The sequence below is a fragment of the Bacteroides difficilis genome (assembly GCF_048319815.1).
GTDB lineage: Bacteria > Bacteroidota > Bacteroidia > Bacteroidales > Bacteroidaceae > Bacteroides > Bacteroides zhangwenhongii.
On record NZ_CP182814.1, the window covers coordinates 1,577,530 to 1,602,407 of the forward strand.

The following is a 24,878-nucleotide window of genomic DNA, read 5'->3' on the forward strand; positions in this document are numbered from 1 at the left end:
TACGGTGCGCCTTTACTTTAATCTTTTATGTATGTAGTCCGATACAGCTTTCTAAAATCCTCTATATCCACCCTTTCAGCATATTTGCAGTACCTATTGAAAAGCACCGCTTTCAATGTGATGGGCACACCATCGTACAATTCAAAACTGGATAATCCGGCATCAGTGTATTCCTTTAGAATTGGGGTAATGAGTTCACATCCAGCATCGGTGGCAGGTATAGTTTGCTCAGTCCACCATTTTTCACAAAGCCAAAACATTTGCTTATCGCCATCTTTGAACGGGCATACCGTTTCGCCTTTGTAGAAGCGGCAAAATGATTGTAAATCGTTTTTATACATATTGTTTTCTATTTAAGTTTCCGAAAAAATCACCAACTACATTGAGCATATCAGTAGGCAACAAGTCAAATGCCTTGTCTGAAATTTCTTTGGGGACACCCCAAAGGGCTTCTGCCATTGAGCCGACTATTGCCCCTATCGTGTCGCTATCTCCACCCCATGAAATAGCCCGTCTGATTGCATCCTCAAAAGAGGTGCTTACACGAATAATTTTCAAACAAAGCGGCACAGTGCCTTGACACGTTTCATCAAATACTCCGGCATAATAATCGTTTACCATGAATTGCGGATAGTACGATTGCATTATATTCTCAAATGCTTTCTGATTGTGGGTTGTCCTCAGATAATAAATAGCGTGTGCGACTGCTACAGCTCCTTTAATTCCCTCCGGGTGATTATGGGTTACTATAGCCGTTTTCTCTGCCTCCATCAAAACCTTATCCAAGTTGTCATAAGCCCATGCAACCGGGGAAACACGCATTGCAGAGCCATTGCCGAAGCTGTTATATGGTTGTGGGGTGTCTGAGGCTATCCAGCGGGCAAAGCTGCCGCCGTATGCCCCTTTCGGATTGGGGTATGCTCTACACCATTGGAGAAACTTATCTTTGTAATTTGCGCCCGTATTGATTGCATCCGCTACCGCTATAGTACAAATGGTATCGTCTGTAAACGTGCTATCCTTTGTGAATAATTCAAAGTTGTAGTTATCTGTATTGTTAAACTCAAAGCGTGAGCCTACAATATCGCCTATAATTGCTCCTAACATATTACTTGAAATTTTGATTAAAAAAACGCTCTGCTTTAATTCTATGATATTTAGCTTCACGGTACTTATGTTTGTAGTACCATCGTGTAACAAATGAAGATTCTGCCAGTTTAATGAGCATTGCAGATTCTCTTAAAAAAAGAGCCGATACAATATGCTTTTCTGTAGATTCTATTGTAGATGCACAAGCCTTTTGAAAATCTTCTAAAGATTCGTTTATACCCTCAAATGCTTTCAAAAGGGATTTTGTCATTTCTTTCGTAATACATTCATCCATTGTTAGCCTCCTTTCTTATGCCTCTATTTGATTGTTTTGTATGGAGTGTGCCATATCGTATAATGGCTTTTCTACCCTTGTGTTCGTCATTCCTTAGAACATTCCAAAGGGTTTCTTTCGAGCATCCTACTACTTCGGTGGGCAACAGCTCATATATAGCGGTAATGCTGCCAAAATAGTAGTGACGTTTGCCCTTGTATGGCTCTTTCAATTCTACATGAATGACCTTTCTTTGCTGTTTCATTGCTATATGTGTTCTATAAACGCAAAATTACCATATTATATTTAATAAAACAAATGTTTACCAAGTTTATTGTACTTAGTATGGTTAATGCTTTCTTATTCGATTTGTTCTGATGGTAGTAAATCGTAAATATTGGCATATTTGACAATCGTAGCATGACCAAAATACACTCCAATATGGTGTGTCCCTTGATATTTTCCATTTCTCCACGGGGCTATTTCAATTATAAGCTCTCCTTTCACCTTTATTATTGTTAGATACTTTCCGTCTTTTGGTTTCTTATCCGCATTGTGCCATACCGAATTTATGCGCCATTCCGCACCATGATAAAACCCTTTATGTAAAGCATCTCTATCAATATCGCTTATCTCGTATTCTTTATTAGCAAATTCATCTGCTTCCTTTTTAATCAGTTCTTTATTCATTGTGTTTATCCTTTTATTCGTCCTAAAAAAGACAATTTTAATATATCACATTCCAAACCTATAACGGCGAACTCCAACATAGCGTTATCATCCGCAAGGTCGTTTATTTTCAAAAGTGGATAATCTTCTCCAGTACTGGTTACATATCCCTCTTGTGAAATATCATCCGTTATACGCTCATCATCGCATTTGCCAAAATAAGGATCAAGGCTGCTTATGATGTGTTCTTTCAAATAAGCCTCACTATACACAGAGGCTATTTTAGCTTGCTTCCTAAGTGCGTACCTCATTGCTTTATACTTTAGTCGAACACTCCTACAAAATCATCGGGTGTTATATACCCTCTTGATTCCATGATTTCGATGATTGTTTCTTTATCCATTTCTTTACATTGCCACACAAGTAAAATATCATCCCCTGCCGCCATTGATATTTTAGGCTCGTTCCCTCTAAATCCTGAAAAAGCAAGATGTTTATCAATAGCTTGTAGTGCTATAATTGATTCACGGTGTTTATCTTCCGCTTTCTTGAAAGCATTTCTTAATGTAGTGTTCATCGTTTACCTCCTTTTCTTATCTTCTCATAACATTCATCACAATAAGTGTGAATCTTGCCATTATAGATTTTAACTTTTATACCGTTTCTCCGTAATTCGGTAGGCGTTGGCTGAAACATTGCATATTGAATAAGTTTACAACCGCATATATCACAAGATACCTCGTACCATTTTTCAATCATTGTTCGTTATCCTCATATATTTTACGCTCATTAGTTAAAGCACTGTTGTAATTATCAATACTATACAGACGTTCTTTAATCAGTCTGAAAAAGTAGTCGCATTTCTCCGATATGTTCCACCGAAAAAATGGGAAAGTTGCCCATACTGGGTCTTCCGGGGCATTTTCATAAGTGAATAAAGCCCATTTATCAGCTTTGATAAGCTGCCATATTGCACGTAACTTTCTCATATCTCATCCTCTTCTATTTCAAGTAAAACATTAATTTCTGTTTTATCTGTAAAACCATCGTTTGGATATACGATTTCTTTTTCAACGTAAGTTATTCCATGAACACGCCTAAAAGTCGCATTATCTTCATCCCAATTTGATTCTTTTCTATCTGTTAGCATCCAAACATTGGCTGCTTTAGGCATTTTTTTAAGTTTTTGTATAAGTTCTCCAACTGTTAGTGTTTTCATTCCAATTATAAATTTGATAGCCATTGTTCGTAAACTCGTGTAGACACTTGCGCCATCATAACAGGCGGTACACTCATACCGCAAATGTAGTGCGGTGAAAAACCGCAAAAATCATAGTCTTGCGGGAAAGTAGAAGCGTTGCACACCTCAGATTTTGATAAATACACAGGCTTATTAAAAGGAATCGTGCTGTCTGCATGAGCCGTAAGCGTGTTGCAAATTTTATCCTCATACAAATAACATTGATTGAAAAATCCTCTTTTGCCTGTCAGCTTCCGATAAGCATTTGACATATCAATATCCCCATGTGTTCTATTATCAAACATTTCTTTCATGCGCTTGCCGTATGGCTTGCCCATGTAATCCGCAAATTCTCCGTAGCAAATCCCCGGCTCGTTGAAGTCCATGCTAATATGTGGCTCAACATTGAAGAGGTCAGACACTTTCAAGAAATTCACGCCCAAATCATGCCTAATACATACAAAGAACACCCGATTTCGCATTTGTGGTACTCCCATTTTAGAAGCATCAAGTAAGAAGTGTTGGCAATAATACCCAGCATCTTCAAAGTCCTTGTAAATGCGTCTTGCATAATCTATGGCATTACCCATAAGCAAGCCTTTCACATTTTCCGCTATCACAACCTTTGGTTGAAGTGCTTTTGCCAAAGCAATGAAGTCGAAGAAAAGTGTATCAAGAACTTGTGCCGTTTGCCCCTCTCTGAACACCTTTTCTTTGCCCCAATCCTTTTCACGGTTGCCAGATAAGGAGAAAGTGGAACATGGGGGTGAACCGTCCAAAATATCCAAGTTATAAAGTTCGGGCGGTAGCTCTCTCTCAATTCTCTTATATCCCCTAAAAAATTGAACTGTGGTGCATGGTTGGTTACATACACCTGATTCACTTTAGGGTCTATTTCATTGCAACCTATCACATCAAACCCTGCCAACTTGTAGCCCATAGTTGAACCGCCACCACACGCAAAACAAGAAAACACTTTGCCTTTGTCTTTAGTGAAATTGGCTTCTGCCAGCTTCCAGTTATAAGGGAATTTATGAATTTCCATTATTGCACCTCCTCATCTTTACACATAACGACATCGCCACAAATATAATCCCAACCAAAAATAGCATTGTGTTTATGCGCTATTTCCGTGGCTGTTTCGTTGGAATCTAAAACGTCTTTCCCATTATCATTGATTACGAGAATATCCCCATTGTGTAGGTTTATAATATCAATGTAACCATCTACGAACTTTTGCAGTTCATCCAGTTGGAAGTCCAGCCCGTTTTGAGGTTGGATTTCCAATTTACTTCCGTCTGTCTTTATCAGTGTTGCCATCTTATTTTGCCTCCTTTCGTTTTAGTTGAAGTTTTACCTTTTCGGCATCAAACTCATAGTTCATACACTTAGTAAAGTTTCCCATTATAAGCATTAGAGGGAAGAGCATACCATGCTTACATCCTCTTCCAAATTCGTCTGATGCTGCCTTGCATGAATCACATCTATAAATGTCTTGTGCTGTTACTATTGCCATTGTGAGCCTCCTTTCTTGCCTTGTGAACGCCTTTAGTATAATTGCGTTCAACACGTCTAACGTCATTGTATTTTGCTTGCGCTGTAGATTCTATCATGTGGGGCTTTTCGTTTCCCACCCAATGAGCATCCGGGTGTTCCTGCTGTATTGCTGCTAAAATTGCATCTTTCAATATTCCCATATACTAAAATTTTATTGGTTGATACACACGCTTATTGGAACGAGTAATTTATAAGTCGTCCCGTTGGGAAAGCCATCTTTAATGGCTTCTTTTATTTCTTTTGCGGATGGTACGCTGTTGCGCACTCCAAACTCAATCTTTCCCAAACGTCTGCCGTTATGGTCGAAAATGATGTAAGTGTATTCATTCATAATTCTGAAATTTACTTGGTTACTACTGTTACAAATTGGCACTTTGCCCAAAGCGTAAAATCATTGCTGCTTATGTACTTCTGATTTTTGGCTTCAATGGCTTTAGCTTGTTTTTCGCTAATCTCTTTGCCTTGCAAATAATATTTTTTCATACGGTGTTGCATTGTGTAGGGGATTGCTACCCTACTGGTTATTACTTTCTTAAAATTTCGTCTAATAGTTCTTTGTCTAATTTCCAAAGGTTGTACCCTTTGGCTATTTTTCTTCTGAGATACTCTCTTTCTCCAATCATAGCTATTGCTTTTTCTCTTAAATCTGATGCACTCCACTTTTCGGCTTGTTCTATAAGAAAGTTTGCAAGACATTTGCGTTCTTCGTAAAGTTCACGAACTAACACCGTTTTTTGCTCTATTTCTTTCAGAGCTGCCGGGTTTTTCATCCACAACTTGCAAAACGCATCTTTATCAAGGTCTGTATTCATGTAGCAAGTTTCAACCTCTATATAGTTGTCCGCTGTTAGCTTCAACCCGGTTCTTTCTTCAAATTCTTTCTGTGTCATGGCAATATGTATTATAGTATTGATATTTCTTTTTGAGCTAATTTGCTGTTTGTGAGGCACAGCACTTCATATTTCATTTTTTTGTAGTTGTAAACTACCTCTAATGTGTTTTGCCCTCTGCCGTCTGCCCTTTCGTCATAAATGGTTTTGATATGCTGGTACATGATATTACCCATCATAAAGTTTACACATCCCGAATCATAGAAGTAAAATGCTACCGCATATTCCAATGTTTTCTTTTTATCAATACTCTTAATTGCCATAATCTGAAATTTGTTAGGTGTTACATATTCTTTATTCGTAATCAATTCAATTACGATGCAAATATAGGCTATATATTTAATATAACAAAGTATTCGGATATATTTTTGGATATATTTTCAAAATACCTATGTGATAGTTGGTTTTGATAGTCTTTTAGTGGTAATTTCCTTTATTTAAGATGGGTGGAAATGCTCGAATGGATATATTTACTGCAAAACAGGATATATTTTGTGCTTTTTTGAGGATATATTTTTGTTGAGTGAAAAATATTATTCCTATTGTGTTAATCAAACACATATTTGTTATATTGAATATAGTAAATGAAAAATCGCTTTTACGTCTTGTTTTTAAGCGTAAGATGCTAATAGGCAAGTAATTTACCGAGTAAAATATATGTGTTTATTGAACGCATATATGATTTTATTTCATATCTTTGCTCTGTAGAAGTTCAACTTACTAAATAACAAAAGCAACAATGAATAAGAAACTCTTTGAGAAAGTCAAAGGCTTGTGTAAAGACACTGGTCTTTCGGAGAAGTACCTTAAAGCGATAACCGAAAAAATGGGTGGCAGCATTGAGGATGATTCTACCGATGATGAGGCAATAGAAAGTACAGCAAATCTGATTGCGGAAGTGGCTAAGGAAAGTCAAGGTGAAGCAACCCGATGGGCGAACAAGAACAAAGAAACCAAGACCGAAGAAGAAAAGAAAGCCGAAGAGGAGAGGAAAAAGAAAGAAGAGGAAGAACGGCTGAAAGGTAAGGTGGCTTTGGATGAAGCAACTGAAAAGAGGTTAAAGGAAATGGAGGAAAAGATTGCTGGCTACGAAGCCAAAGAAAGCAAGGAAGCCCGTGCTAAGGAAGTAGTTAATGCTATGGAAAAGCACAAAATCCCGGCTTATCTCCGTGACCGTTTGGCAAAATCAATCTCCGATGATGAAGATATTGAGGATGCCGTTTCCGCTTACAAACAGGAGCTTATTACAAATGGGCTTGATGATGAACACTCAGGGGGTTCTAAGGCGGCAAGTGAAAAGCAAATTGATGAAGCTGCTGATAGCTTGCTGGAATCAATAACCGTAAAATAAAAGATGAAATGAAAAGAAAGACTGCTTCATTTACCGGGATGCGACCCATTTTCACGGGTTCGCCCTCTATCGTGCAAGGCGGCTTCAATCTGGACGTGGAAAACCAACATTTCGCTGTTGGCGATACCGTGCCTGCCGGAACGCTTGCTATCAAGGATGAGGTGAAAAGGACGGTGCAAGTCATCAAGACTGCAAAAGTGGTGGAAGTGGATGCGGAAAACACCAAGAAAGTAAGCCTGTACGTAGATGAGTTCTACGAGCCTTGCTTTGCCGTTGGTGATTTGGTGCTGAAAGACGGCACAGCCGCTACAGCCATTGCCGATGTTCCCACAATCGAAAAGATTGAGCGAAACGGAAACAATTACATTGTCACTCTCTCCAAAGCCATTGCCGGGCTTGTAAAGGATGATGTATTGGTAGAGGTTGTTTCGGACGGACAAGCTGCCGCAAAATCAAAGGAGCGTGGCACTTCCAACTCCGTACTGATTGCCGATGTGGAAGTAGGCGAGTTTGAAACCTCTGTAGATGTTTCTGCCGACACCATGCAATACGCGATGTACGAAAGACGTGTGCCGCCTATCCCTGCCGGGCAAAAGGACACTACGGGCGATTACTTGAAAGGGAATCCCCACGTGAAATTAACGAAATCACACTAACTAAAATTAGCGTAACGACATGAAATCTATTTTTTCAACATTCAAAGGGCTTCACAAGGACGGCAAACCGCTTGACTTTTTGGCAACGTGGAAAAAGACTTTTGATAAGGCTTCCGAACGTGAAACAACCCTTTTTCAGAAGATGTACTGTGATAGCTGGTTTACTACCAACACGCCCCAAATGTCATTGACTGCCGAGGCACTTGTAGGTAAGTACAACTTGCGTTTCATGGCTACATTGATTGGTGATGAATCACCTACACCTATGAGGCGTTCTGACGGCTTCGATGTGTGGACTAAGGAAATCCCCCGTGTGGGTCACAAGTTCCCCATGTACGCACGTGATTACCGTAAACTGATGGAGGTTTACGAAAATCCCCGTTTGAGTGAATCAGCTAAGGTGAAGCAAATTGAAAAGCTCCTTACCCACGACATGAAAGATGCTTATTTGGGCTGTAAGGACGTGATGGACTTTATCGCTCTGATGGCATTCTCTAATTGGGGTGTGGCTCAGTTCGTGCCGGAAATCAACAATCCGGGTGGACGTAAGTACGAGGTGGATTATCAAATGCCGGAAACAAACAAGCTGGTATCAGCTTTCTTGTGGAACTCTGCCAATACCAAAGCTGGCAAGTTGTCCCCAGTCTTGATGTTGTCGGCTATCTGTAGTGACCTGCGTAACCGTGGCATTGAGCCGGGCGAAATCCTTATGAGCCAAGACCTCTATTTTTGGTTGCGTATGGACGAAACGACCCGTTTGTTGGTACATGGTAACGATAAAAAGGCTCAGACCGTAACAACGGCTCAGATGGCAGATTTGCTTGCTGGTAATGAAATCCCCCCTGTAACGGTGATTACCCGTAAAATGGGTATGGATATGGACGGTAAGCGTAAATCGCTTGAACCGTGGAATCACAACTTTATCTGTATCAAGCCTGCCGGGGTTATCGGTGAAATTCAGCCCGCCATTGAAGATAGCGAGTTGATAGAGGAAGAAAACGTGGACTACATGAACGCTGGCGGTGGTATTCGTATCGCCAAGTGGCGTACCGGGGAATCCACTGGTCAAGTTGCAGCCGAATATACACAAGGCTCTGGACGTTTGTTGCCTCTTATCACTGAAATTGGTGCTATCATCTGTTTACAGGTGCGTGGCTTTGAGGAAAAGGAAGTACCAGCCGATGCAAACGGTGTGGCACGTACCTATTGGACTAAATCCGAATTTGAGAGTGCAACAGCTCTTGAAGTAGGCTAAACCTTTTGCTTATGGAACTGACAGTAAAGAAAGCGTTTATAGACAAAAACGACAAAGGCAAAATCTACAAGGTAGGTGAAACCTTGCATACCGATGAGCTTAACCGAGTTAATGATTTGGTTGCAAGGGGCATTTGTGTGATTAAGTCTTTGGAAAGCAAACAGGCTGAAAAGGTCACTTTCCAAGACAATGAATATGATTTGAATGTGGTAAAGGATGCTTTGGAATCCATCAATGCCCCCGTTGCCAAAAATGCCGGGGTTAAAGGTGTAACCAAAGCGATTGAAGCCCTTTCAGATGAGAGTGTAACGGCTTTGAAAGAAGCCCTTGAAAAATAGTAGTGATGGGAACTTTGACAAAATACAATGCGTTGGTGGGTGAGCTTGAACCCTATACCCCAAGCCGCCTTGCTTTGCAAAAGGCACTTGCTGATGTGAAGATAAGCGACTGGGATAGTGAGTACAATGCCGACACAGACCAACGCACGATAGCCATAGCCGCTATAAAGGTGCTAAAGCGGATGATTGTGCTTACCAATGACACGTTAGGTAAGTCCTCACAAGGCTACAGCGTGGAGAAGTTGGAGAAGCGCATTAAAGACCTTTGCAACGAGAACGGTTTGGACGTTTCGGATTTTGTCGAAGTTTCTTCCATTACGGACGGCTCTAATTTGTGGTGATATGGCACGGAATAACGGAACTTTCAGATACACCGCTTTGCCCCTTGAAGCAACGAGGGATGAAGCAACGGGATTTTACACGGACGATGATGCGCCCGTGTGGGTGAAAGGCTGTGAGTGTCAAGTGGAGAAATTCATACCTGCCAAGCAACGATTGGGAACGGACGGGCAAATGTATTCATACACCTTTGATGTGTTTTTACCATCCTACTTTGAGGGTGATTTGAGTATAGGCGCACGTGTGGAAGTGACTTTGGAGCGTGGAGGTGTGGATGAGTTCACCATTTCGGGAATAGATGATACAAACCCTAAATACATAGAGATATGGGGATAATGCCGATGTTTGACAAAGGGGCTATCTTAAACCCCGTGGCTGCTTTCCAAAAGCAACTTGAATTGGCTTTCGTAACCTTGTTAAAATACATGGGCGAAAAGCTGGCTAAGTATGCTAAGGATAGCCACAACTACCAAGACCAAACGGGCAATTTAACCAACTCTATAGGCTATGCCGTGGTACAGAATAAGGAAATCGTTTACTATGGTGGGTCAGACCAGCCCGGAGAGGGTGCGAAAGCCATGTTGGAGGCTGCAATGAAGTATGCCGCCACGCTGCCAAACACTTTTTCCCTCATTATAGTAGCCGGAATGAATTATGCCGCCTACGTGGAAGCCAAAGGGTACAACGTGATTCTACCTGCCGAACTGAAAGCCAAAAGCGAACTACCTGCCGAGATTAACAAGTTGGTGATGAAAGCTAATAAGAAAGCAATCGAATTATTCGGGAACGCAGCATGATAACGACTGAGGAAATAGCAACAAGGATTTACGCCATGCTTCAAGCAAGCGAGGTGAAAAACTTCATTTCGGGTGTGATTGATTACGAGCGTAACGACTACACCAAAGAGGATGTGATAATTGTCCCTCATACGATAGACGGTGAAGCATCCGTGCGCTACGGTCAGATAAACGTGAATATTCATGTGCCGGATAAGGTGATAGCCAAAGGCAAGGGGAAAGCCGTTTACAGGACACATTTTAAGAGGCTCATAGAGATAAGGGCAAAGGTGGTTGAGGTGTTGAAAAACCATTATGAAAGTGGGAAAGGCTATAACTGGAACATAGGGCGGTTTAACCCACCGATTAAGGAGAAAGACCAAAACGAACATTTTGTTTCCCTTGCTTTGGAGCTTACAGTAAGAGAAAAGAGTATCAACCAATAAAAATTAAGATTATGCCGATTTTAGCAACAATGGGGTTGAAAAAGATTTATATCGCCCCTGCCAAAAGTGACGGAAATATGCCCGCAAAAGGCAATGAATGGCTTGATTTGGGCGATGTCTATCAAGACACTTGTAGTCTGAAAGACGATTCCCCGGAAATCACGGAACACAAGTCGGAAACTTCAAGCAAGGTTATCACGCTTGTTGGTGAAACACCTACGGCTATTGAACTTTCCTTGATGGACCCGGATTTGACACAGCTTGCACGTTACTTCGGTGGAACACCTACCGGGGAAGATGGTAAGCGTGTTTGGATTCGTCCCAAGAAGTTGGAATACAAGGAATGGGCTATGTGGATTGAGCCGGAAGAGGGCTTGTTTGTCGGATGTGCCAATGTGCGTATCATCCCGACATTCGAAATTACCTATTCTTCAAAGGGTATCTGCCTTGTGCCTATGACTATCAAGTTCCAATCAAACTTGCAAGCAAGCGAGGAAATGAGCGACCCAACAGTAGCATGACACTGAAAAAGTCTGAGAACCGATAGCCTCCTATCCCCGGATGGGGGGCTTTTTAACTTTTAAGACAAATGGAACAACTGAATAATGAACGTGAATTGACCCGTGAAGAACGCTTGGAAATCGAAGAAAAGGCGATACAGGCACTTGTGAACATGGGAGTGAAATTCAATGTACCGCTTAAAATTAACCCGGTAAAACCGCCACGCTTCATCCGTTGGTGGAATAAGCATTTTCCGAACCATGTAAGGATGTGGCGTGACAAACGTATTCCCAAAGGCTGGGATGTGTCCGAAACAGAAGTACCCAATGCCGCTTTGCAAACTATGGAGCGTGTATATATGCGCCACTTCCATTTGAAGCCTCTTTATTTGGGTACGATGGATTGTTTGAGGCGGTTGTATCTGAATATAGAATACGATGAGGAAAAGATACAAGCCGAACCCATACAGGAAAGCAAACGCCTTTTCAAGTATATTCCTCTGATGGCTGAGATTGCAGCCGTAGCCGTGCTTAACAATCCCGTGGTAGCTGACCCCTCTAAAGACAAAGAGGTGAAAGCCTTGAAAGCGTTTTTCATGGAACACCTTACATCTACCCGGCTTGAAAAGCTGGCAGACGTGATAAGCCAAATGATGAATCCCGGGGGTTTTACGTCCTCTATTCGGTCAATACGGGAGATAGGAACGACCAATCCGAAGAAACTCAAAGCAAACCGAGTAGAGTAATCGGGCTAAATAGCCCGTGGGGTAATCGTGGGGAAATTATCAAGTCCTTTGGCTGGACTTACGATTATCTGCTTTGGGGTATCAGTTGGCTAAACGTACAAATCATGCTGGCAGATGCGGCACGTGTGGAACAAGAGCCGGAGCAAACGGACGGAAACAAAGATGGTGGGAAGCCGCCTGTACAGCTAAAGACAAAGGATGATATTAAGAATTATCTGAAAGGAATAATGTAATGGATAATATAAACGGAGCGTTGGCGTTCAAAGCCACCCTTGATATAAATGATTTCAACGTGTCGGCACAAGCGATGGAAAGGAGTATCAAACAGGTTTCATCCACAGCCGTATCGGAATCGTCTGTGATGGATAACTCCATTCAGAGCTTTGCGCAAAATGGGGCGAAATACATTGTTTCCTACCTCGTTGGGCAGGGTATGGGGACTTTGCTTCAAAGTATCGTGCAAACACGTGGGCAGTTTCAACAGTTGGAAATTGCCTTTACAACCATGCTCAAAAGTGGTACGCAAGCAAAGGGCTTGATGGATAGGCTTATTGATACAGCCGCCAAAACTCCGTTTGACCTTTCGGGCATTGCGAGTAGTGCCAAACAGATGCTTGCTTACGGCTCAACCGTGGATAATGTGGTGGATGAGCTGGTAATGCTTGGTAACGTGGCTTCGGGCGTGGGTGCGCCACTACAGGATATTGCCTACCTCTATGGAACGCTACGGACACAAGGCAGGGCATTTACCGTGGATATTAGGCAGTTTGCCGGGCGTGGTATTCCCATCTATGAGGAACTGGCTAAAGTGCTTGGCGTAACCAAAGATGAAGTTTCCAACCTTGTAACGGAGGGTAAGGTTGGCTTTGCGGAAGTAGAAAAGGCTTTCCAAAACATGACGGGTAAAGCCGGGACTTACTACAACCTCATGCAAGAACAAAGCAAGTCCCTAACGGGTATGATTTCCAACATGGGTGATGCGTGGGAACAATCGTTAAACAAGTTGGGTGCGGATAACCAAGATGTTTTTGCCGGAGCTATTGAAAGTGCTACCTATATGGCAGAGCATTTGGATGATATTTTGCGTATTTTGAAAGCCGTTGCTATAGGCTATGGAAGCGTGAAAGCCGCTATTGTACTGAATACATTAGCCACAAAGGGATATACGGGCGTTGCTCTTTTGGATAACACGGCAAGGCAGGCTAAGATTTCCTTAATGAAGTTGGAAGCCGTTGCTACTGGGCAGATGGTAGCTCAGACAAAAGCGATGGTTGCAGCCCAAAACAGCCATGTCGCAGCATTGCAAGCGCAACTGACGGTAGAGGAACACGCCAACATGGTAAAGCAGTTACGCATTGCCACCATTCAACAAATGCTTACCATCCAACAAGCAGAATACCTTTCCAATTTGAATCTAACGGCTTCTTCTGCCAATTATGAGGCGGTGGCTCTGAGTGTTCTTACCGTTGAACAAAAGCAAGCTCTAAGCAAGTTAGACTTGTCGGCTAAAAGTGCCGTGTATCGTGCCGCTTTGGAAAATGAGGTTGCCGTTAAGACACAAAACAGTGCGGCTACCTTAAATGCCATGCGTACCGATGTCAAGGCAGCAGCCGTAAAGATGGAATCGGCACGGGCTGATGCACTGGCGGCAAAGGCGGCTGTAGAACGTGCCTATTTGGAAGTGTACAGGGCACAACAGACTGGGAACGCTGAAAAGATAGCCATTGCCACTAAGAAGATGGAGGCAGCGGAGGATAACGCAGCTATCGCACGAAAGACGGCTTTAGCCACCCAATCCGATTTTTACGCAAAGAAAAAACTACTTGAAGCTACAGCCACCAAGCAATCCACAGCCGCTTCCGTGGCAGATACTACGGCAAAGACAACACAAGGGGCTGTAACTTCCGTACTGACTGCAATCACGACAAAAGCAACGGTAGCGGTGAAAGCTCTTTGGGCTTCCATGATGAGCAATCCTATCGGCTGGGTAATGGGATTGATAGGTGCATTAGTCAGTGTAATTACTCTTTTTACGGGCAAACAAAAAGAAGCGACCACGGCAACGGGTGAATTTCAAGATACCACGAAAAAAGAGATTGACGATTTGAATTTACTTTTTGCCGTATTGCAAAATACGGAGAAAGGAACTCAAACACATAAAAATACGATTGAAAAAATCAATGCCGTATGTAAACAATATAATAAGACATTGCTTGATGAAAACGCTACACTTGATTTACAGCGTCTTAAATATGAGGAATTGACTACAGCCATTCAGCAAACTACAGCCGAAAAAATCAAGGCTAAATATACCGAACAAGCTATGCAAGAACTGGTACAAAGCCAAACGGATGCACTTGATAAGCTGAAAGAGAATGCCGAAGATGCAACCTACAAAGAAATTCAAGAAGTTATGGAAACCACCCCGGAGGGTGTAACCGTTATGATGAATAAGGTTGTTGATGTGGCTTCAAGTTCTATTCGTGGAGCTTCGGGGGCTGTATGGGATGCGGTAGAATCTATGGCGGTAGAATCCGCAAACCAATTGAAAGGGCTAACAGGTCAAGCCTATACCGATGCGTTCAATAACTCATTAAACAGCATTGTTTCACAAGTCAAGCAAAGTACAAGTGCGACTGATAAAGAAATGGATGCTTTCAAAAGTAACATAAAAACATATCTTGAAAGTATTGTACAATCAGCAAAAAAGGCGGATGAAACCATAGGCAAGGTGAATAAGGAATTAGAAGCGTTCATTGCTCCGAAAGATACGACTTCTGTAACAGAAAGTACCGACTATGTGGCTATGTCGTTTAACGAGCTGGATAAGAAAATAGGTGAAACTCAGAAAAGTATTGATACCCTCAATGCCAAAAAGGTAAAGGTGGAAGCCGATAATACCCAACTGAAAGAGTTGAAAGACTTGTTGGATAAATTGAATGGTGCTGTAAACACCAAGACTACAAACCTTAACACGGAAAAGGGAATATCAGACCGTATCAAGCAGCTTAAAGATTTGCGTGAAGCTGCCATTATCGGTAGTTCTGACTATAAGAGCTATGATACGCAAATAAAGAAGTTGGAAGCCCGTTTACCCAAGCATACCACGGGGGATAAAGCGGATAGTGCCGCCAAGCAACTACGTGAAAGGCAACTTGAAGCTGACCGCAAATTGGAGGCTGACCGTATTGCAGTCTTGGAAGAGGGCTACGAAAAACGCAAGCGCACCCTTTCGCTCCAACACAAGGAGGCATTGGATAATATAGACAAAGAGGAAAAGGCTTTGGCTAAAGCTCGTAAGGATGCCGGAAAAGGTGGCTTATCTAAGTCTGAAAAGGACGGCTTCGATGAAAGGCGAACACTTGAAAACAAGAAATATGACAAAGCCCAAAACAAACTCTTTGACGGTGAAATAGAGTACAAGAAACAGCAATATGCCTTGTATTTCCGTTGGGTGCGTAACATGGGCGAAGATGTAGCCAATACCCAATTTGCCACGCTTTTAAAAGGCGGTAAATCGTACAAGGAGTATGTGGAAAATGAAATCAAGGCTCTAAAGGATAAACAACAAGCCGGAACACTCACAGAGGGAGAAAGTAACCAACTTATTTCCCTTAATATGCAATACAATGAAATCACGGGGGCAAAGTCCGCTATGGATTCTTTCAAGGAATCTGTATCTAAGACCATTCAGCAAGCCCAAACACTTGCCGAGAAGTTGGAAGCCATAGCCGATGCAAAAGAGAAGCTGGCTAATGGAAGTTCCGGGCTTGTGGGTGCTGACGAAAAAGCGGAAGCCACTTTATTTGTTTCAGAAGAAGATGAAAAGTTACAGGAAGAAGTACAGCAAAAGATACTTTCCTCTTACAGAACCTTTGAGGAACAAAGAAATGACATCCAAAAGGAATACGCCTTGCTGCGTGCTGCCGCTCAAAAGACGGGCGACCAAGAACGGATTAACCAAGTAAACAAGTCGGAGGCAGAAGCGTTAAGCACCCTTACCGCCAATATGTTAAAGCAATCGGATAGTTGGAAGAAGTTATTTGGCGATTTGGATAGCCTTTCTGTAGCTGAAATAGATAAGTTGGTGGCTGATATTGAAACAAAGCTAAAAGATGCGGATTTGAAACTGAATCCCGTAGATTACCGTGCTTTGATTGATAGTTTGAATCAAGTAAAGGAAACGCTTATTCCAAAGAATTCTTTTAAGGATTTAGGCACGTTCTATGATGATTACATTGAAGCCAAAAAGAATCTGGCAAAAGCCAAAGCGAATGTTGCTGCCGGAAAGGGTACGGATAAGGATGTGAAAAAGGCAGAGGCTGACATGAAGAGAGCCGCCAAAGGCGTAACCAAGTCCATTGAAACGATTACCGATACGGCTACCACGTGCGGCAATGCCATTGCATCCATGTTTTCTGATTTGGGACAGGATGATTTGGCAAACGGCTTAGGCACTGCAATGGAGTTGTTCGGGCAGTTGGGCAATGCCGCCGCCTCTGTAGGTAAAATGATGAGCGGTGACATATTGGGAGGCGTTACAGGTATGGTAAGTGCCGTTACTTCTGTAGTGGGCATATTTGCCAAATTGCATGATTCCAAGTATGAGAAGAAAATTCAAAATCTGCAAAAGGAAATAGATGCGCTGGAACAATCCTACAACCGTTTGGAACGAGCCTACAATAATACTTATTGGGTGTCCAATGATAGCCAACGTGAAGCCTACGAAAAGAATATCCAACTGATTAACGACCAAATACGGGCTTTGGAACAAGAAGCCAATATAGCAAAGAAGAATTGGGATTTTGCCCGTTACGCTCAACTCAACAAGGAGATTAAGGAACTCAACAAACAGTTGAAGAATGCGGAAGAAAACGGAGATATGTTTTCTATCTATGAGGCTCAGAAAAAGAACCTCAAACAGCAACAAGAGGATTTAAGAAAGCAAATTCAAGCTGAAAAGGATAAGAAGAAAACCGATAACGGAAAAATCCAACAGTGGAACGAGCAAATAGAATCCATTACCCAACAGATAGAGGATTTGGATAGGTCAATGATGGAAACGCTTGCCGGAACGGATGTAAAAACCGCCATTGATGAATTTGCCGATGCGTTGGTAGATGCTTATTGCAAAGGTGAGGATGCAGCGGAAGCATTGGGCGAAAAGACAAAAGAAGTCCTTAAAAAAGCGGTTGTGGAAGCGTTGAAACGTGAGTTTTTGGCAAAGGGAATCAATGATGCCGTTCTCTATTTGGGAGAATCCATGAAAGACGGGAAACTGACCGATGTAGAGAAGCGAGAATTTGAAAGGATGGTGAACGCTGCCGGGGATTTGTTCAATTCCGCATTGGAGGGTATTGGTGATTGGATTAAGGATGTGGAGGAAGAAACCGTACAGCAAGACCCCCTTACGGGTGCGGTTACTTCCATGAGTGAGGAAACGGGCGGTGTGATAGCCGGGCGGTTGAATGCCTTTGTCATAAACCAAAGCGACCAAACCTCTATTATGAGGCAGGCACTTGTTTACCAAGCAGAAATAGCCGCCAACACGAAGTTGAGTGCATCAGAGCTGACGGAGATTAAAACTACTTTGAAGCGCATTGAAAATAAAGATAGTTCACTTTTATCACAAGGAATAGCATAGTTATGGAACTGGTACAACAACTTAAAGAGGATGGCAAGGCAAAGGGGCTTTGCCGGATGTGGCAAATGAAGCTAAGAACGGGGCTTGACTATGAGCAACTGATACAGCTTTACATTAAGGGCATAGATTTCTGTATATCGGAGAATTACCCCACGCTTGACTTTATACGGGAACACTTCAAAGGCAAATGCGAGGTTTACGGGGTGTTTGTGGATGATGAGGTTACGGATAAGGTGAATTTACCCGATGTGGTGCTGAATGGTGACTGCAAAGCTATGTTGGAGTATGACGGCTATTCTGTTTCACGGGTATATGCACGGCATGATTCCCATAGTGCCGTAAACGTGTCGGACAATGCGATTGTTACCATAGACGCTTTCGATAACTCGTATCTGTATGTGGCGGTAGCCGGAACGGATGCAAAGGTGCTTGTGAATCTGTATGGCAATGCCAAAGCGGATATAGAGGGAGTGGGGATAGAAGTTAGACAAATGAATAAAAATACTTACTGATATGGATAAGAACATGATTTTACACCTGCCTTTCGATGACCCGGACGGTAGTATAGCTTACGACTTTTCACAGTACCGCAACGATGCCACCTTATCGGATGGTGCGGATTTTTCTAAGAAATCTAAAGTGGGTAAATCACTTGCTTTGAATGGTACGGGCGAATGCGAAACAGCTCGTTCCATACCCTTTAGCGGTAATTTTACACTTTGTTTTTGGGTGCTGCCTGTTTCTCAAAAGTTAGGCTGGGTGCTGAATATGCCCGGTATAGACAATTATAAAGAGCAATGGCTTGATGTAATGCCCGATGGCTGGATTTTCTTTGCTTTCGTTAAGTCCGGCAATATGTTTACCGTCTATGAGAACACGACCCGGATATTCAGTGAAATATTACCAAAGACACCAACGGGGCTTTCCATCAACGACCAATCACTTTTTGGGACGAAAGCCTTGCTGGACGAAGTGAAACTGTTTGACGTGGCGAAAGAACCCCGTGAAATATTCGAGTTGCAGAAAGATACGGATGTGGAATATTTCATAGACGGAAAGAACTTCAAGGAGTTTGGGGTATTCGTTTCCAAAAGTGCCGGATTGGTTGGACGGTTGGAGCGCAAAGAAGCCTTGCAAGTGAACTGGAACAATTACCACGGTATTGTAAGGGATAAGAAGCGACCACGCTACAAGGAACGCAACATTACGCTGGATTGCTTTATTGAGGCTTCGGGACGTGCCGCCTATGTGGAATGGGTAAACCTTTTCTTTTCCCAATTCGATGCGGAGGGGAACCACCGTTTGCGTGTGGACTATGACGGAAAGGCAAAGCCTTTGGTATATGAAGTGGAATTGCTGGATGAGGCAGACCCGAAAAAGAGCTGGGGACAATATAGCAACGATTTGATGGTGGGTACATTCCGTTTAAAGCTGGTGGAAGATGAACCTGTGAAAAAAGTGCTTAGATATATAGGTGGAACTGCAAACGGCAAGGCTACGATTACCGTCACTTCGTCCAAGCTGCTTAATATCTATTGGGGTGACGGCACGCACACTTACGATGTGTCCGGCAGCGAACAAACGATAGAACACACTTACGTTACACCCGGTGAATACGAGATAATCGTTTCGGGCGTGATTGAAGACATTGAAAAATTTGAAACCAATGCTATTGTGATATGGGAACTCTTGAAATAATCAGGCGCAACGGTGAAAAGGTACGCTTGTTTTCCAAAGAGCCGTTTTGTACGCTGAAATCAGCCGCTCAAAACAGTTCCTTAATGGGGGATGATAACGTACAGCTTTCCATTGTTTCCTCTGAGTTGCTTAATTTAGGCAAGGGAGATAAAATCATAGTGGAGGGTGAAGAATACACCATCCGTACTAAGGTGAACCGTGAAATGCTTTCGGACAACCATTATGTGCATGATGCCACTTTCTACGGAGTGATGTACGAGCTGATGAAAAGCCTGTACCGAAACACCGATGCAAACGGGAAATCCAGCAAAAGCACGTTTGACCTCACTTATAATATCCGGGACTTTGTAAAGGTGCTTATCTACAACGTGAGCCGTGACTATCCGGGCTTATGGGCTTTCGATGAAGCTAATTGCCCGGACACAGAACCCCGTACCATTTCCTTTGCCCGTAACAATTGCCTACAGGTTTTGCAAATGCTTTGCAGTGACCGTGAATTTGATTTGGAGTTTCTCATTACCCAAAAGGACGGGGTGCGTACCATCCACATAGGAAAGTTCGGTGCAAAAGTTGTGCCCCCGGGTGGCAACGCTTTCTTTGAGTGGGGCAAAGGCAACGGCTTGTACAAGCTCAAAGAGCAAAAGGTAGATGATAAGACCATTATCACAAGACTTTGGGTGGAGGGTGGCACGACCAACATTCGGAGTGATTACAGGGACTATTCAGAACGCCTACAGCTTCCGTTTCCAGTGCGTTTGAACAAAAAGGAACACAGACTATGGGACGGTACAATAGTACCGCCTCAGAGCGAATATATAGGCATATCCGATGATAACAAGCGTTATTTGGAGGATGGCGATTTGAGGGATGCACTGGGTAGTGATGAGGATGCTGTGACGTATGATAATATTTTCCCGAAACGGACGGGTACGGTTACTGCTTTGGTGGCTGATGATATAAACAGCTTCATTGATGATACAATGGACTTTGACCTGAACGAGAAAGACGATAAAGGTACAAAGTATCTGATTAACGAGGTATCGGCAAAGATTACTTTCATTTCGGGTAAATTAGCCGGACAACAATTTGAATTGGCGCAAAAGGGAGGATACGACCATGCAACAAAAAGGTTTACGCTCATTCCATTTACGGACAACAGGGGGCTAACTATTCCTACCACTGAAAGCGAGGCTTACCGAATAACGGAGGGTGACACGTATAAGATTACGGATATTCACCTGCCTAAATCTTATGAAGATGATGCAGAGGAAGATTTATGGTATGCCGGATATAACGAGTTCAAGCCACGCACACAGGCACGGGCGCAATATCAGCTTACCTTTGAACGCTCCTACTTTCTGAACGCTTTGCCAAGCGATAGCGAAACAACCGTCTTTCATGTGGGTAACTATGTACCCGTGAAAGATGAGCGTTTCGGTATTGAGAAGAATATCCGCATCCAAAAGGTGACAAAGAACCTGCTTGTGGAGCATGACTATACACTGACCCTTTCGGACATTACAGCCATTTCCCCAATCACTCAAACGGTTGTGGATGTGGGACGGCACGAAACAATCATAGAAAACAATCGGCTTCGGGACTTGACTAAGGCACGGAGGGGATGGCGTACAACAGAGGAACTGCGTACAATGGTGTATGATACGGACGGTTATTTTGACCCCGAAAACATCAAGCCCAATTCCATTGACACCAATATGCTTACGGTGGGGTCTAAGAGCCAACAATTTGTTTTGATAGATGTGATACTGCAAGCCAACGTAAACGGAATATCCAATCGTTTTGATGCTTCTGCCGGGGTATTGGCTCACTTGACTATTGATGATGAGATAATCAAGCATTGGAACATGGCGGCTGGCTCATTCACTCTATCAAGCCCAAAGGGGTACTATGTGTTTGCCAAGTGCTCCAAGAAAAGCACGGATGGCATTTGGTATGTGACACAGGAACAACTAAAGGTTGAACCAACCGAAGACCCGAACAACTATTATTTCCAAGTGGGTATATTGGGGTCGGTGCATTCGGATGATGATTTCAGGGACTTTACCACTACCTACGGATTTACCCGTATCAACGGAAACACTATCACTACGGGTAAGATTATAACAAGCGATAAGGAGTGCTATTTGGATTTGGACGGCAACAAGTTCCGTATCGGTGATTCTTCAAGTTCTATTGATTGGAACGTAACGGCAAAACGCCAATTAACATTGCACAACGTCCGTTTGCTTTCTGATAGTGGGGACACCTCACATATCGGGGTGTTCCGTGGCACATATAATCCGAAGTACGTGTACTATGCCGGGGATGAGGTGACTTATACGGTGAATGGTGAAACGTGTACTTACCGATACACCAACCCCACGCCAAGCATGGGCAACCTGCCTACCAATTCCGTATATTGGTCGGTTGTGGCGAAAGGTTCTACTGGGGATAAGGGAGAAAGCGGTTTATCCGTATTCTATACCTATAATGACAGTGAAACCAAGCCTGCCACCCCTACGGGGGATGGCTCTACGGGAGGTTGGCACAGAACTTCGTCCGAAAACGTGGTTTGGATGAGTATAAAGAACGCCAAGACCGATACGGAGGGTGCGTGGGGTATTCCTTTTCGTGTGCGTGGTGCTGATGGTACTTCAATCAATATCAAAGGTTCTAAGGACAATGTTTCACAACTGCCTACCGTTGGAAATTCAGAGGGCGATGCTTATCTAATCGGGGGCAACCTCTATATTTGGGATGGCACGAACTGGAAAGATGTTGGAGCTATTAAGGGGGAAGATGGAAAGAGTAGCTATCTTCATAAGAAGTATTCCGATGATGGCGGCAAAACGTTCACAGCCGGAAACGGTGAAACACCCGGAAGATGGTTGGGTTTGTATGTGGATATGATACCCACCGATAGCGACAAACCAAGTGCCTACAAGTGGAGCGACACGAAAGGACAAGACGGAACGCCCGGTTTACCCGGTGAAGATGGGCGTACTCCATACTTCCATATCAAGTATTCGGACAACGGGGGAATGTCGTTCACTGCAAACAATGGTGAAGAGCCGGGCGATTACATAGGGCAATACACCGACTATGTGCAGAAAGACAGCGACAACCCGATGGATTACACGTGGGCTTTAATTAAAGGAGAATCGGGTACGGGTGGAACGGATGCCGGAGCTGGCGAATACTACGAATACCGTTACGCTAAAAATGGCTCGACTTCAACGCCCCCCACTTTGGATATTAATTCTTCCAATCCTGCCGGATGGACTACGGAAATGCCAACACTTGATGAGTTTGAATACTTGTGGTGCATCATGGCTAAGAAGTCCGGGCTTGCAGACCGTACCAAGTTCTATTTGCCCATTGAGGAAAACAATTTTTCTGATGTTTCGGGTAATGGCTACAATGGCGTATTGGGTAGTGGAACGGTGGTAAAGGACGGAACGAGATATGCCCTCAATCTGAGTGGTGGAATGGAGAGCCGTATTCCTTATGATTTACCCTTTGGGGAAAGTTTTACACTCTGTTTTTGGATGAAGTCAGAACAAAGGCAAATAAAGTGGATGTTGAACGGGTATAACGGTAGGCACTATGTGGAAAAGAGTATTGCAATCACGCCTAACACGTGGTTTCACCTTGCATTCCGCTTCAATGACCGCACCGTTACGGTATTCAAAAACGGGGAGCAATTACATAGTGGCAGTGTTAATATCATGGCTGTAGGCTTTGCTATTTACGATGATGATGTATTCGGCTCTGCCGTATATTTCGATGATGTGCGTTTGCTGATGGGAGCTTTGCCTGTGAATGATATTGCTTCCGTGATGAATGGCAAGGCAGACACGATGGTACAGAAATGGAGTACCCCTGTACGTATAAACTCCTATAATGGTGATAAAGGCGAACCGGGTACGAGTGTAACGTTGGCAGATGTGGAGTATGCGCAAAGCACGTCTAATACCGTTGCGCCTACTACGGGGTGGCAGACAACCGCTCCTACATGGATTGACGGGCGGTATATATGGAGTAGAACGAAAGTGTCTTATTCCGATAATACGACCACATACACTAAGGCGGTTTGTATTACAGGCGGCAAGGGTACTACTGGTGTTGGGGTATCGTCCATTGTGGAGCAATACTACCTATCCAGTTCGGCAACCTCATTGCTTGGTGGCTCATGGGGTACAACACGCCCAACTTGGAAAGATAAATGGTATATATGGACACGCTCGGTTATCACTTATACGAATGGAACGAGCGACACCACGGCTGCAATATGTGTCACGGGGTCGAAAGGTGATAAAGGCGAACCGGGTGATAAGGGCGAAAAAGGAGATAGCCCGGCTGCTGTATATCAAGGATTGTACAGTAGTAGCAAAACTTATTACGGCAACAAATACAGGTTAGATGTGGTAAAGTACAATAATGTGTTTTATGTTGCCCGTATTGATGCAGGAACGTTCTCGGGTGTCGTGCCGACCAACACAAGCAAATGGAATACTTTTGGGGCGCAATTCGAGAGTGTGGCAACCAACCTATTGTTGGCTGAAAACGCCAATATAGCCGGGTGGGTATTCCGTAACGGACGTTTGGAAAGTCAGAATGGAAATGTATATATGGACGGGAATAAAGGCGAAGTACGTCTAAAAGGCACATTGCAACTATCAACAGGATTTAGCGGCAATTTCTCCGATGTAAACCTATTCTATCTTCCGGAAACGACAAGCGAACGCAATATTACTATGGGCTATGAAAAAGAGGATATAGGTAAAGTATGTCGGCTTTATAATAGTGGGGCTTTTGGTAAAGCCAATTATCTTGTTGAGATGAATACGTTTTCAATAACTGATAATGTTACTTCGTCAAGTTCATCTTTATATGCTTTAATAAGACCGCAAGAAATTGTCGAAATGACTTGTTTTGAGCGTAATGGAAGTACGCCAAGTAAAATTCTTGGAGAGTGGACGATAACAAGCCGTTTTTCAAGAGATGATTTTATAACAAATGGAGCTACTGGGCGTTTTGCCCGTATTATGGCGATGGGTACGTTCTATGGTAGTAGTGGCGCAAGTGTAAGCGGCAAGTTTTTCGATGGCAGAAACCTAAGAGAGGTATTTACCGCATCAAGACAAGATACCGGGCGTTACAGACTTTCGTTTGCGAATGGTACACTGCCAAGCGGCTACATGGTAATGGTTTGCGGAAATGGTACTATAAGCGGAGGCTCTAACCCGTTAAAGGCGAATGTGTATGTACAATATTCTACCTATTTTGAGGTAATGACTTCCGATGATAGTTCAAGGAATGACGGCAATTTCAATTTTGTAGTGTTTGCCCCGGATTGGGATTATAAATATTGATATATTGAAAGGAGGTGTTTATAATGGCAAAGAAA

General features: G+C 43.1%; 30 protein-coding genes and 1 pseudogene. 15 read left to right on the top strand and 16 right to left on the bottom strand.

The genetic code is table 11. The features are described from left to right. Positions 1 to 17: 17 nt before the first annotated feature. The 16 genes and pseudogenes from ACNOGP_RS05775 to ACNOGP_RS05850 all read right to left on the bottom strand — a co-directional run bounded on the left by ACNOGP_RS05775 (position 18) and on the right by ACNOGP_RS05850 (position 5,982). Complete coding sequence (locus ACNOGP_RS05775) at positions 18 to 341, bottom strand: hypothetical protein (protein ID WP_024986367.1); 324 nt, start codon at positions 339 to 341, stop codon at positions 18 to 20. Then, positions 334 to 1,107, bottom strand: coding sequence for an ADP-ribosylglycohydrolase family protein (locus ACNOGP_RS05780; RefSeq protein WP_024986366.1), 774 nt, complete (start codon positions 1,105 to 1,107; stop codon positions 334 to 336). Before ACNOGP_RS05780 ends, ACNOGP_RS05775 begins: the two co-directional genes overlap by 8 nt. A 1-nt stretch (position 1,108) precedes the next feature. Continuing rightward, entirely contained in the window at positions 1,109 to 1,384 is a 276-nt protein-coding gene (locus ACNOGP_RS05785; RefSeq protein ID WP_024986365.1) for a hypothetical protein, read from the bottom strand. Then, on the bottom strand, positions 1,377 to 1,628 hold the full coding sequence (locus ACNOGP_RS05790) for a hypothetical protein (RefSeq protein WP_024986364.1): 252 nt from the start codon (positions 1,626 to 1,628) through the stop codon (positions 1,377 to 1,379). The genes ACNOGP_RS05785 and ACNOGP_RS05790 overlap by 8 nt, the downstream gene beginning before the upstream one ends. A gap of 95 nt (positions 1,629 to 1,723) precedes the next feature. Then, positions 1,724 to 2,053: a hypothetical protein gene (locus tag ACNOGP_RS05795; protein WP_024986363.1), complete on the bottom strand. Its 330-nt coding sequence runs from the start codon at positions 2,051 to 2,053 to the stop codon at positions 1,724 to 1,726. Positions 2,054 to 2,058: 5 nt separating this feature from the next. Then, a complete protein-coding gene (locus tag ACNOGP_RS05800; RefSeq protein ID WP_289689544.1) occupies positions 2,059 to 2,343 on the bottom strand; it encodes a hypothetical protein in 285 nt (94 codons plus the stop codon). An 11-nt stretch (positions 2,344 to 2,354) separates the two neighbouring features. Then, positions 2,355 to 2,609, bottom strand: coding sequence for a hypothetical protein (locus tag ACNOGP_RS05805; protein ID WP_024986361.1), 255 nt, complete (start codon positions 2,607 to 2,609; stop codon positions 2,355 to 2,357). A gap of 178 nt (positions 2,610 to 2,787) precedes the next feature. Further along, positions 2,788 to 3,021, bottom strand: coding sequence for a hypothetical protein (locus ACNOGP_RS05810; protein WP_024986359.1), 234 nt, complete (start codon positions 3,019 to 3,021; stop codon positions 2,788 to 2,790). Further along, a complete protein-coding gene (locus tag ACNOGP_RS05815) occupies positions 3,018 to 3,251 on the bottom strand; it encodes a hypothetical protein (RefSeq protein ID WP_128824230.1) in 234 nt (77 codons plus the stop codon). Before ACNOGP_RS05815 ends, ACNOGP_RS05810 begins: the two co-directional genes overlap by 4 nt. Before the next feature lie 5 nt (positions 3,252 to 3,256). Continuing rightward, positions 3,257 to 4,317 (bottom strand): annotated as a pseudogene (locus tag ACNOGP_RS05820) (DNA cytosine methyltransferase). Further along, positions 4,317 to 4,592, bottom strand: coding sequence for a DUF3846 domain-containing protein (locus ACNOGP_RS05825; protein WP_024986357.1), 276 nt, complete (start codon positions 4,590 to 4,592; stop codon positions 4,317 to 4,319). Before ACNOGP_RS05825 ends, ACNOGP_RS05820 begins: the two are co-directional and overlap by 1 nt. Before the next feature lie 164 nt (positions 4,593 to 4,756). Next, positions 4,757 to 4,969 (bottom strand): hypothetical protein, encoded by a 213-nt coding sequence (locus ACNOGP_RS05830; RefSeq protein WP_008642513.1) that lies wholly within the window; start codon positions 4,967 to 4,969, stop codon positions 4,757 to 4,759. An 11-nt stretch (positions 4,970 to 4,980) separates the two neighbouring features. Continuing rightward, positions 4,981 to 5,160 carry a hypothetical protein gene (locus tag ACNOGP_RS05835; protein WP_024986356.1) on the bottom strand — a complete coding sequence of 60 codons (180 nt, stop codon included), beginning with the start codon at positions 5,158 to 5,160 and terminating at the stop codon, positions 4,981 to 4,983. An 11-nt stretch (positions 5,161 to 5,171) separates the two neighbouring features. Next, on the bottom strand, positions 5,172 to 5,312 hold the full coding sequence (locus tag ACNOGP_RS05840; protein WP_162487773.1) for a hypothetical protein: 141 nt from the start codon (positions 5,310 to 5,312) through the stop codon (positions 5,172 to 5,174). Positions 5,313 to 5,353: 41 nt separating this feature from the next. After that, positions 5,354 to 5,719 carry a hypothetical protein gene (locus ACNOGP_RS05845; protein WP_005655422.1) on the bottom strand — a complete coding sequence of 122 codons (366 nt, stop codon included), beginning with the start codon at positions 5,717 to 5,719 and terminating at the stop codon, positions 5,354 to 5,356. An 11-nt stretch (positions 5,720 to 5,730) separates the two neighbouring features. Continuing rightward, positions 5,731 to 5,982, bottom strand: coding sequence for a hypothetical protein (locus ACNOGP_RS05850; protein ID WP_418214308.1), 252 nt, complete (start codon positions 5,980 to 5,982; stop codon positions 5,731 to 5,733). A 476-nt stretch (positions 5,983 to 6,458) separates the two neighbouring features. Here ACNOGP_RS05850 and ACNOGP_RS05855 point away from each other — a divergent pair, with 476 nt between their 5' ends. From ACNOGP_RS05855 to ACNOGP_RS05925, 15 genes are all read left to right on the top strand, one after another. Next, on the top strand, positions 6,459 to 7,070 hold the full coding sequence (locus ACNOGP_RS05855) for a hypothetical protein (protein ID WP_118337020.1): 612 nt from the start codon (positions 6,459 to 6,461) through the stop codon (positions 7,068 to 7,070). Positions 7,071 to 7,078: 8 nt separating this feature from the next. After that, positions 7,079 to 7,726 (top strand): hypothetical protein, encoded by a 648-nt coding sequence (locus ACNOGP_RS05860; RefSeq protein ID WP_065539754.1) that lies wholly within the window; start codon positions 7,079 to 7,081, stop codon positions 7,724 to 7,726. Positions 7,727 to 7,745: 19 nt separating this feature from the next. Beyond that, positions 7,746 to 8,981: a hypothetical protein gene (locus ACNOGP_RS05865; RefSeq protein ID WP_065539753.1), complete on the top strand. Its 1,236-nt coding sequence runs from the start codon at positions 7,746 to 7,748 to the stop codon at positions 8,979 to 8,981. Positions 8,982 to 8,992: 11 nt separating this feature from the next. After that, positions 8,993 to 9,319, top strand: a complete 327-nt coding sequence (locus ACNOGP_RS05870) for a hypothetical protein (RefSeq protein WP_024986351.1) — start codon at positions 8,993 to 8,995, stop codon at positions 9,317 to 9,319. A 5-nt stretch (positions 9,320 to 9,324) separates the two neighbouring features. Next, positions 9,325 to 9,660 carry a DUF6706 family protein gene (locus ACNOGP_RS05875; RefSeq protein WP_005655413.1) on the top strand — a complete coding sequence of 112 codons (336 nt, stop codon included), beginning with the start codon at positions 9,325 to 9,327 and terminating at the stop codon, positions 9,658 to 9,660. A gap of 1 nt (position 9,661) precedes the next feature. Beyond that, positions 9,662 to 9,994 carry a hypothetical protein gene (locus tag ACNOGP_RS05880; RefSeq protein ID WP_005655412.1) on the top strand — a complete coding sequence of 111 codons (333 nt, stop codon included), beginning with the start codon at positions 9,662 to 9,664 and terminating at the stop codon, positions 9,992 to 9,994. After that, complete coding sequence (locus tag ACNOGP_RS05885) at positions 9,985 to 10,455, top strand: hypothetical protein (RefSeq protein WP_005655410.1); 471 nt, start codon at positions 9,985 to 9,987, stop codon at positions 10,453 to 10,455. Before ACNOGP_RS05880 ends, ACNOGP_RS05885 begins: the two co-directional genes overlap by 10 nt. After that, complete coding sequence (locus ACNOGP_RS05890) at positions 10,452 to 10,880, top strand: hypothetical protein (protein WP_024986350.1); 429 nt, start codon at positions 10,452 to 10,454, stop codon at positions 10,878 to 10,880. Before ACNOGP_RS05885 ends, ACNOGP_RS05890 begins: the two co-directional genes overlap by 4 nt. Positions 10,881 to 10,891: 11 nt before the next feature. Beyond that, on the top strand, positions 10,892 to 11,401 hold the full coding sequence (locus ACNOGP_RS05895; RefSeq protein WP_024986349.1) for a hypothetical protein: 510 nt from the start codon (positions 10,892 to 10,894) through the stop codon (positions 11,399 to 11,401). Positions 11,402 to 11,469: 68 nt separating this feature from the next. Then, entirely contained in the window at positions 11,470 to 12,126 is a 657-nt protein-coding gene (locus tag ACNOGP_RS05900; RefSeq protein ID WP_032592241.1) for a hypothetical protein, read from the top strand. A gap of 104 nt (positions 12,127 to 12,230) precedes the next feature. Continuing rightward, a complete protein-coding gene (locus tag ACNOGP_RS05905) occupies positions 12,231 to 12,359 on the top strand; it encodes a hypothetical protein (protein WP_005655406.1) in 129 nt (42 codons plus the stop codon). Further along, positions 12,359 to 17,770: a tape measure protein gene (locus ACNOGP_RS05910; protein ID WP_418214309.1), complete on the top strand. Its 5,412-nt coding sequence runs from the start codon at positions 12,359 to 12,361 to the stop codon at positions 17,768 to 17,770. The genes ACNOGP_RS05905 and ACNOGP_RS05910 overlap by 1 nt, the downstream gene beginning before the upstream one ends. A 2-nt stretch (positions 17,771 to 17,772) precedes the next feature. After that, positions 17,773 to 18,282 carry a hypothetical protein gene (locus ACNOGP_RS05915; protein WP_005655404.1) on the top strand — a complete coding sequence of 170 codons (510 nt, stop codon included), beginning with the start codon at positions 17,773 to 17,775 and terminating at the stop codon, positions 18,280 to 18,282. 1 nt (position 18,283) lies between these two features. Beyond that, on the top strand, positions 18,284 to 19,468 hold the full coding sequence (locus ACNOGP_RS05920) for a hypothetical protein (protein ID WP_418214310.1): 1,185 nt from the start codon (positions 18,284 to 18,286) through the stop codon (positions 19,466 to 19,468). Next, complete coding sequence (locus ACNOGP_RS05925) at positions 19,450 to 24,843, top strand: N-acetylmuramoyl-L-alanine amidase (RefSeq protein WP_279071721.1); 5,394 nt, start codon at positions 19,450 to 19,452, stop codon at positions 24,841 to 24,843. Before ACNOGP_RS05920 ends, ACNOGP_RS05925 begins: the two co-directional genes overlap by 19 nt. Positions 24,844 to 24,878: the final 35 nt, after the last annotated feature.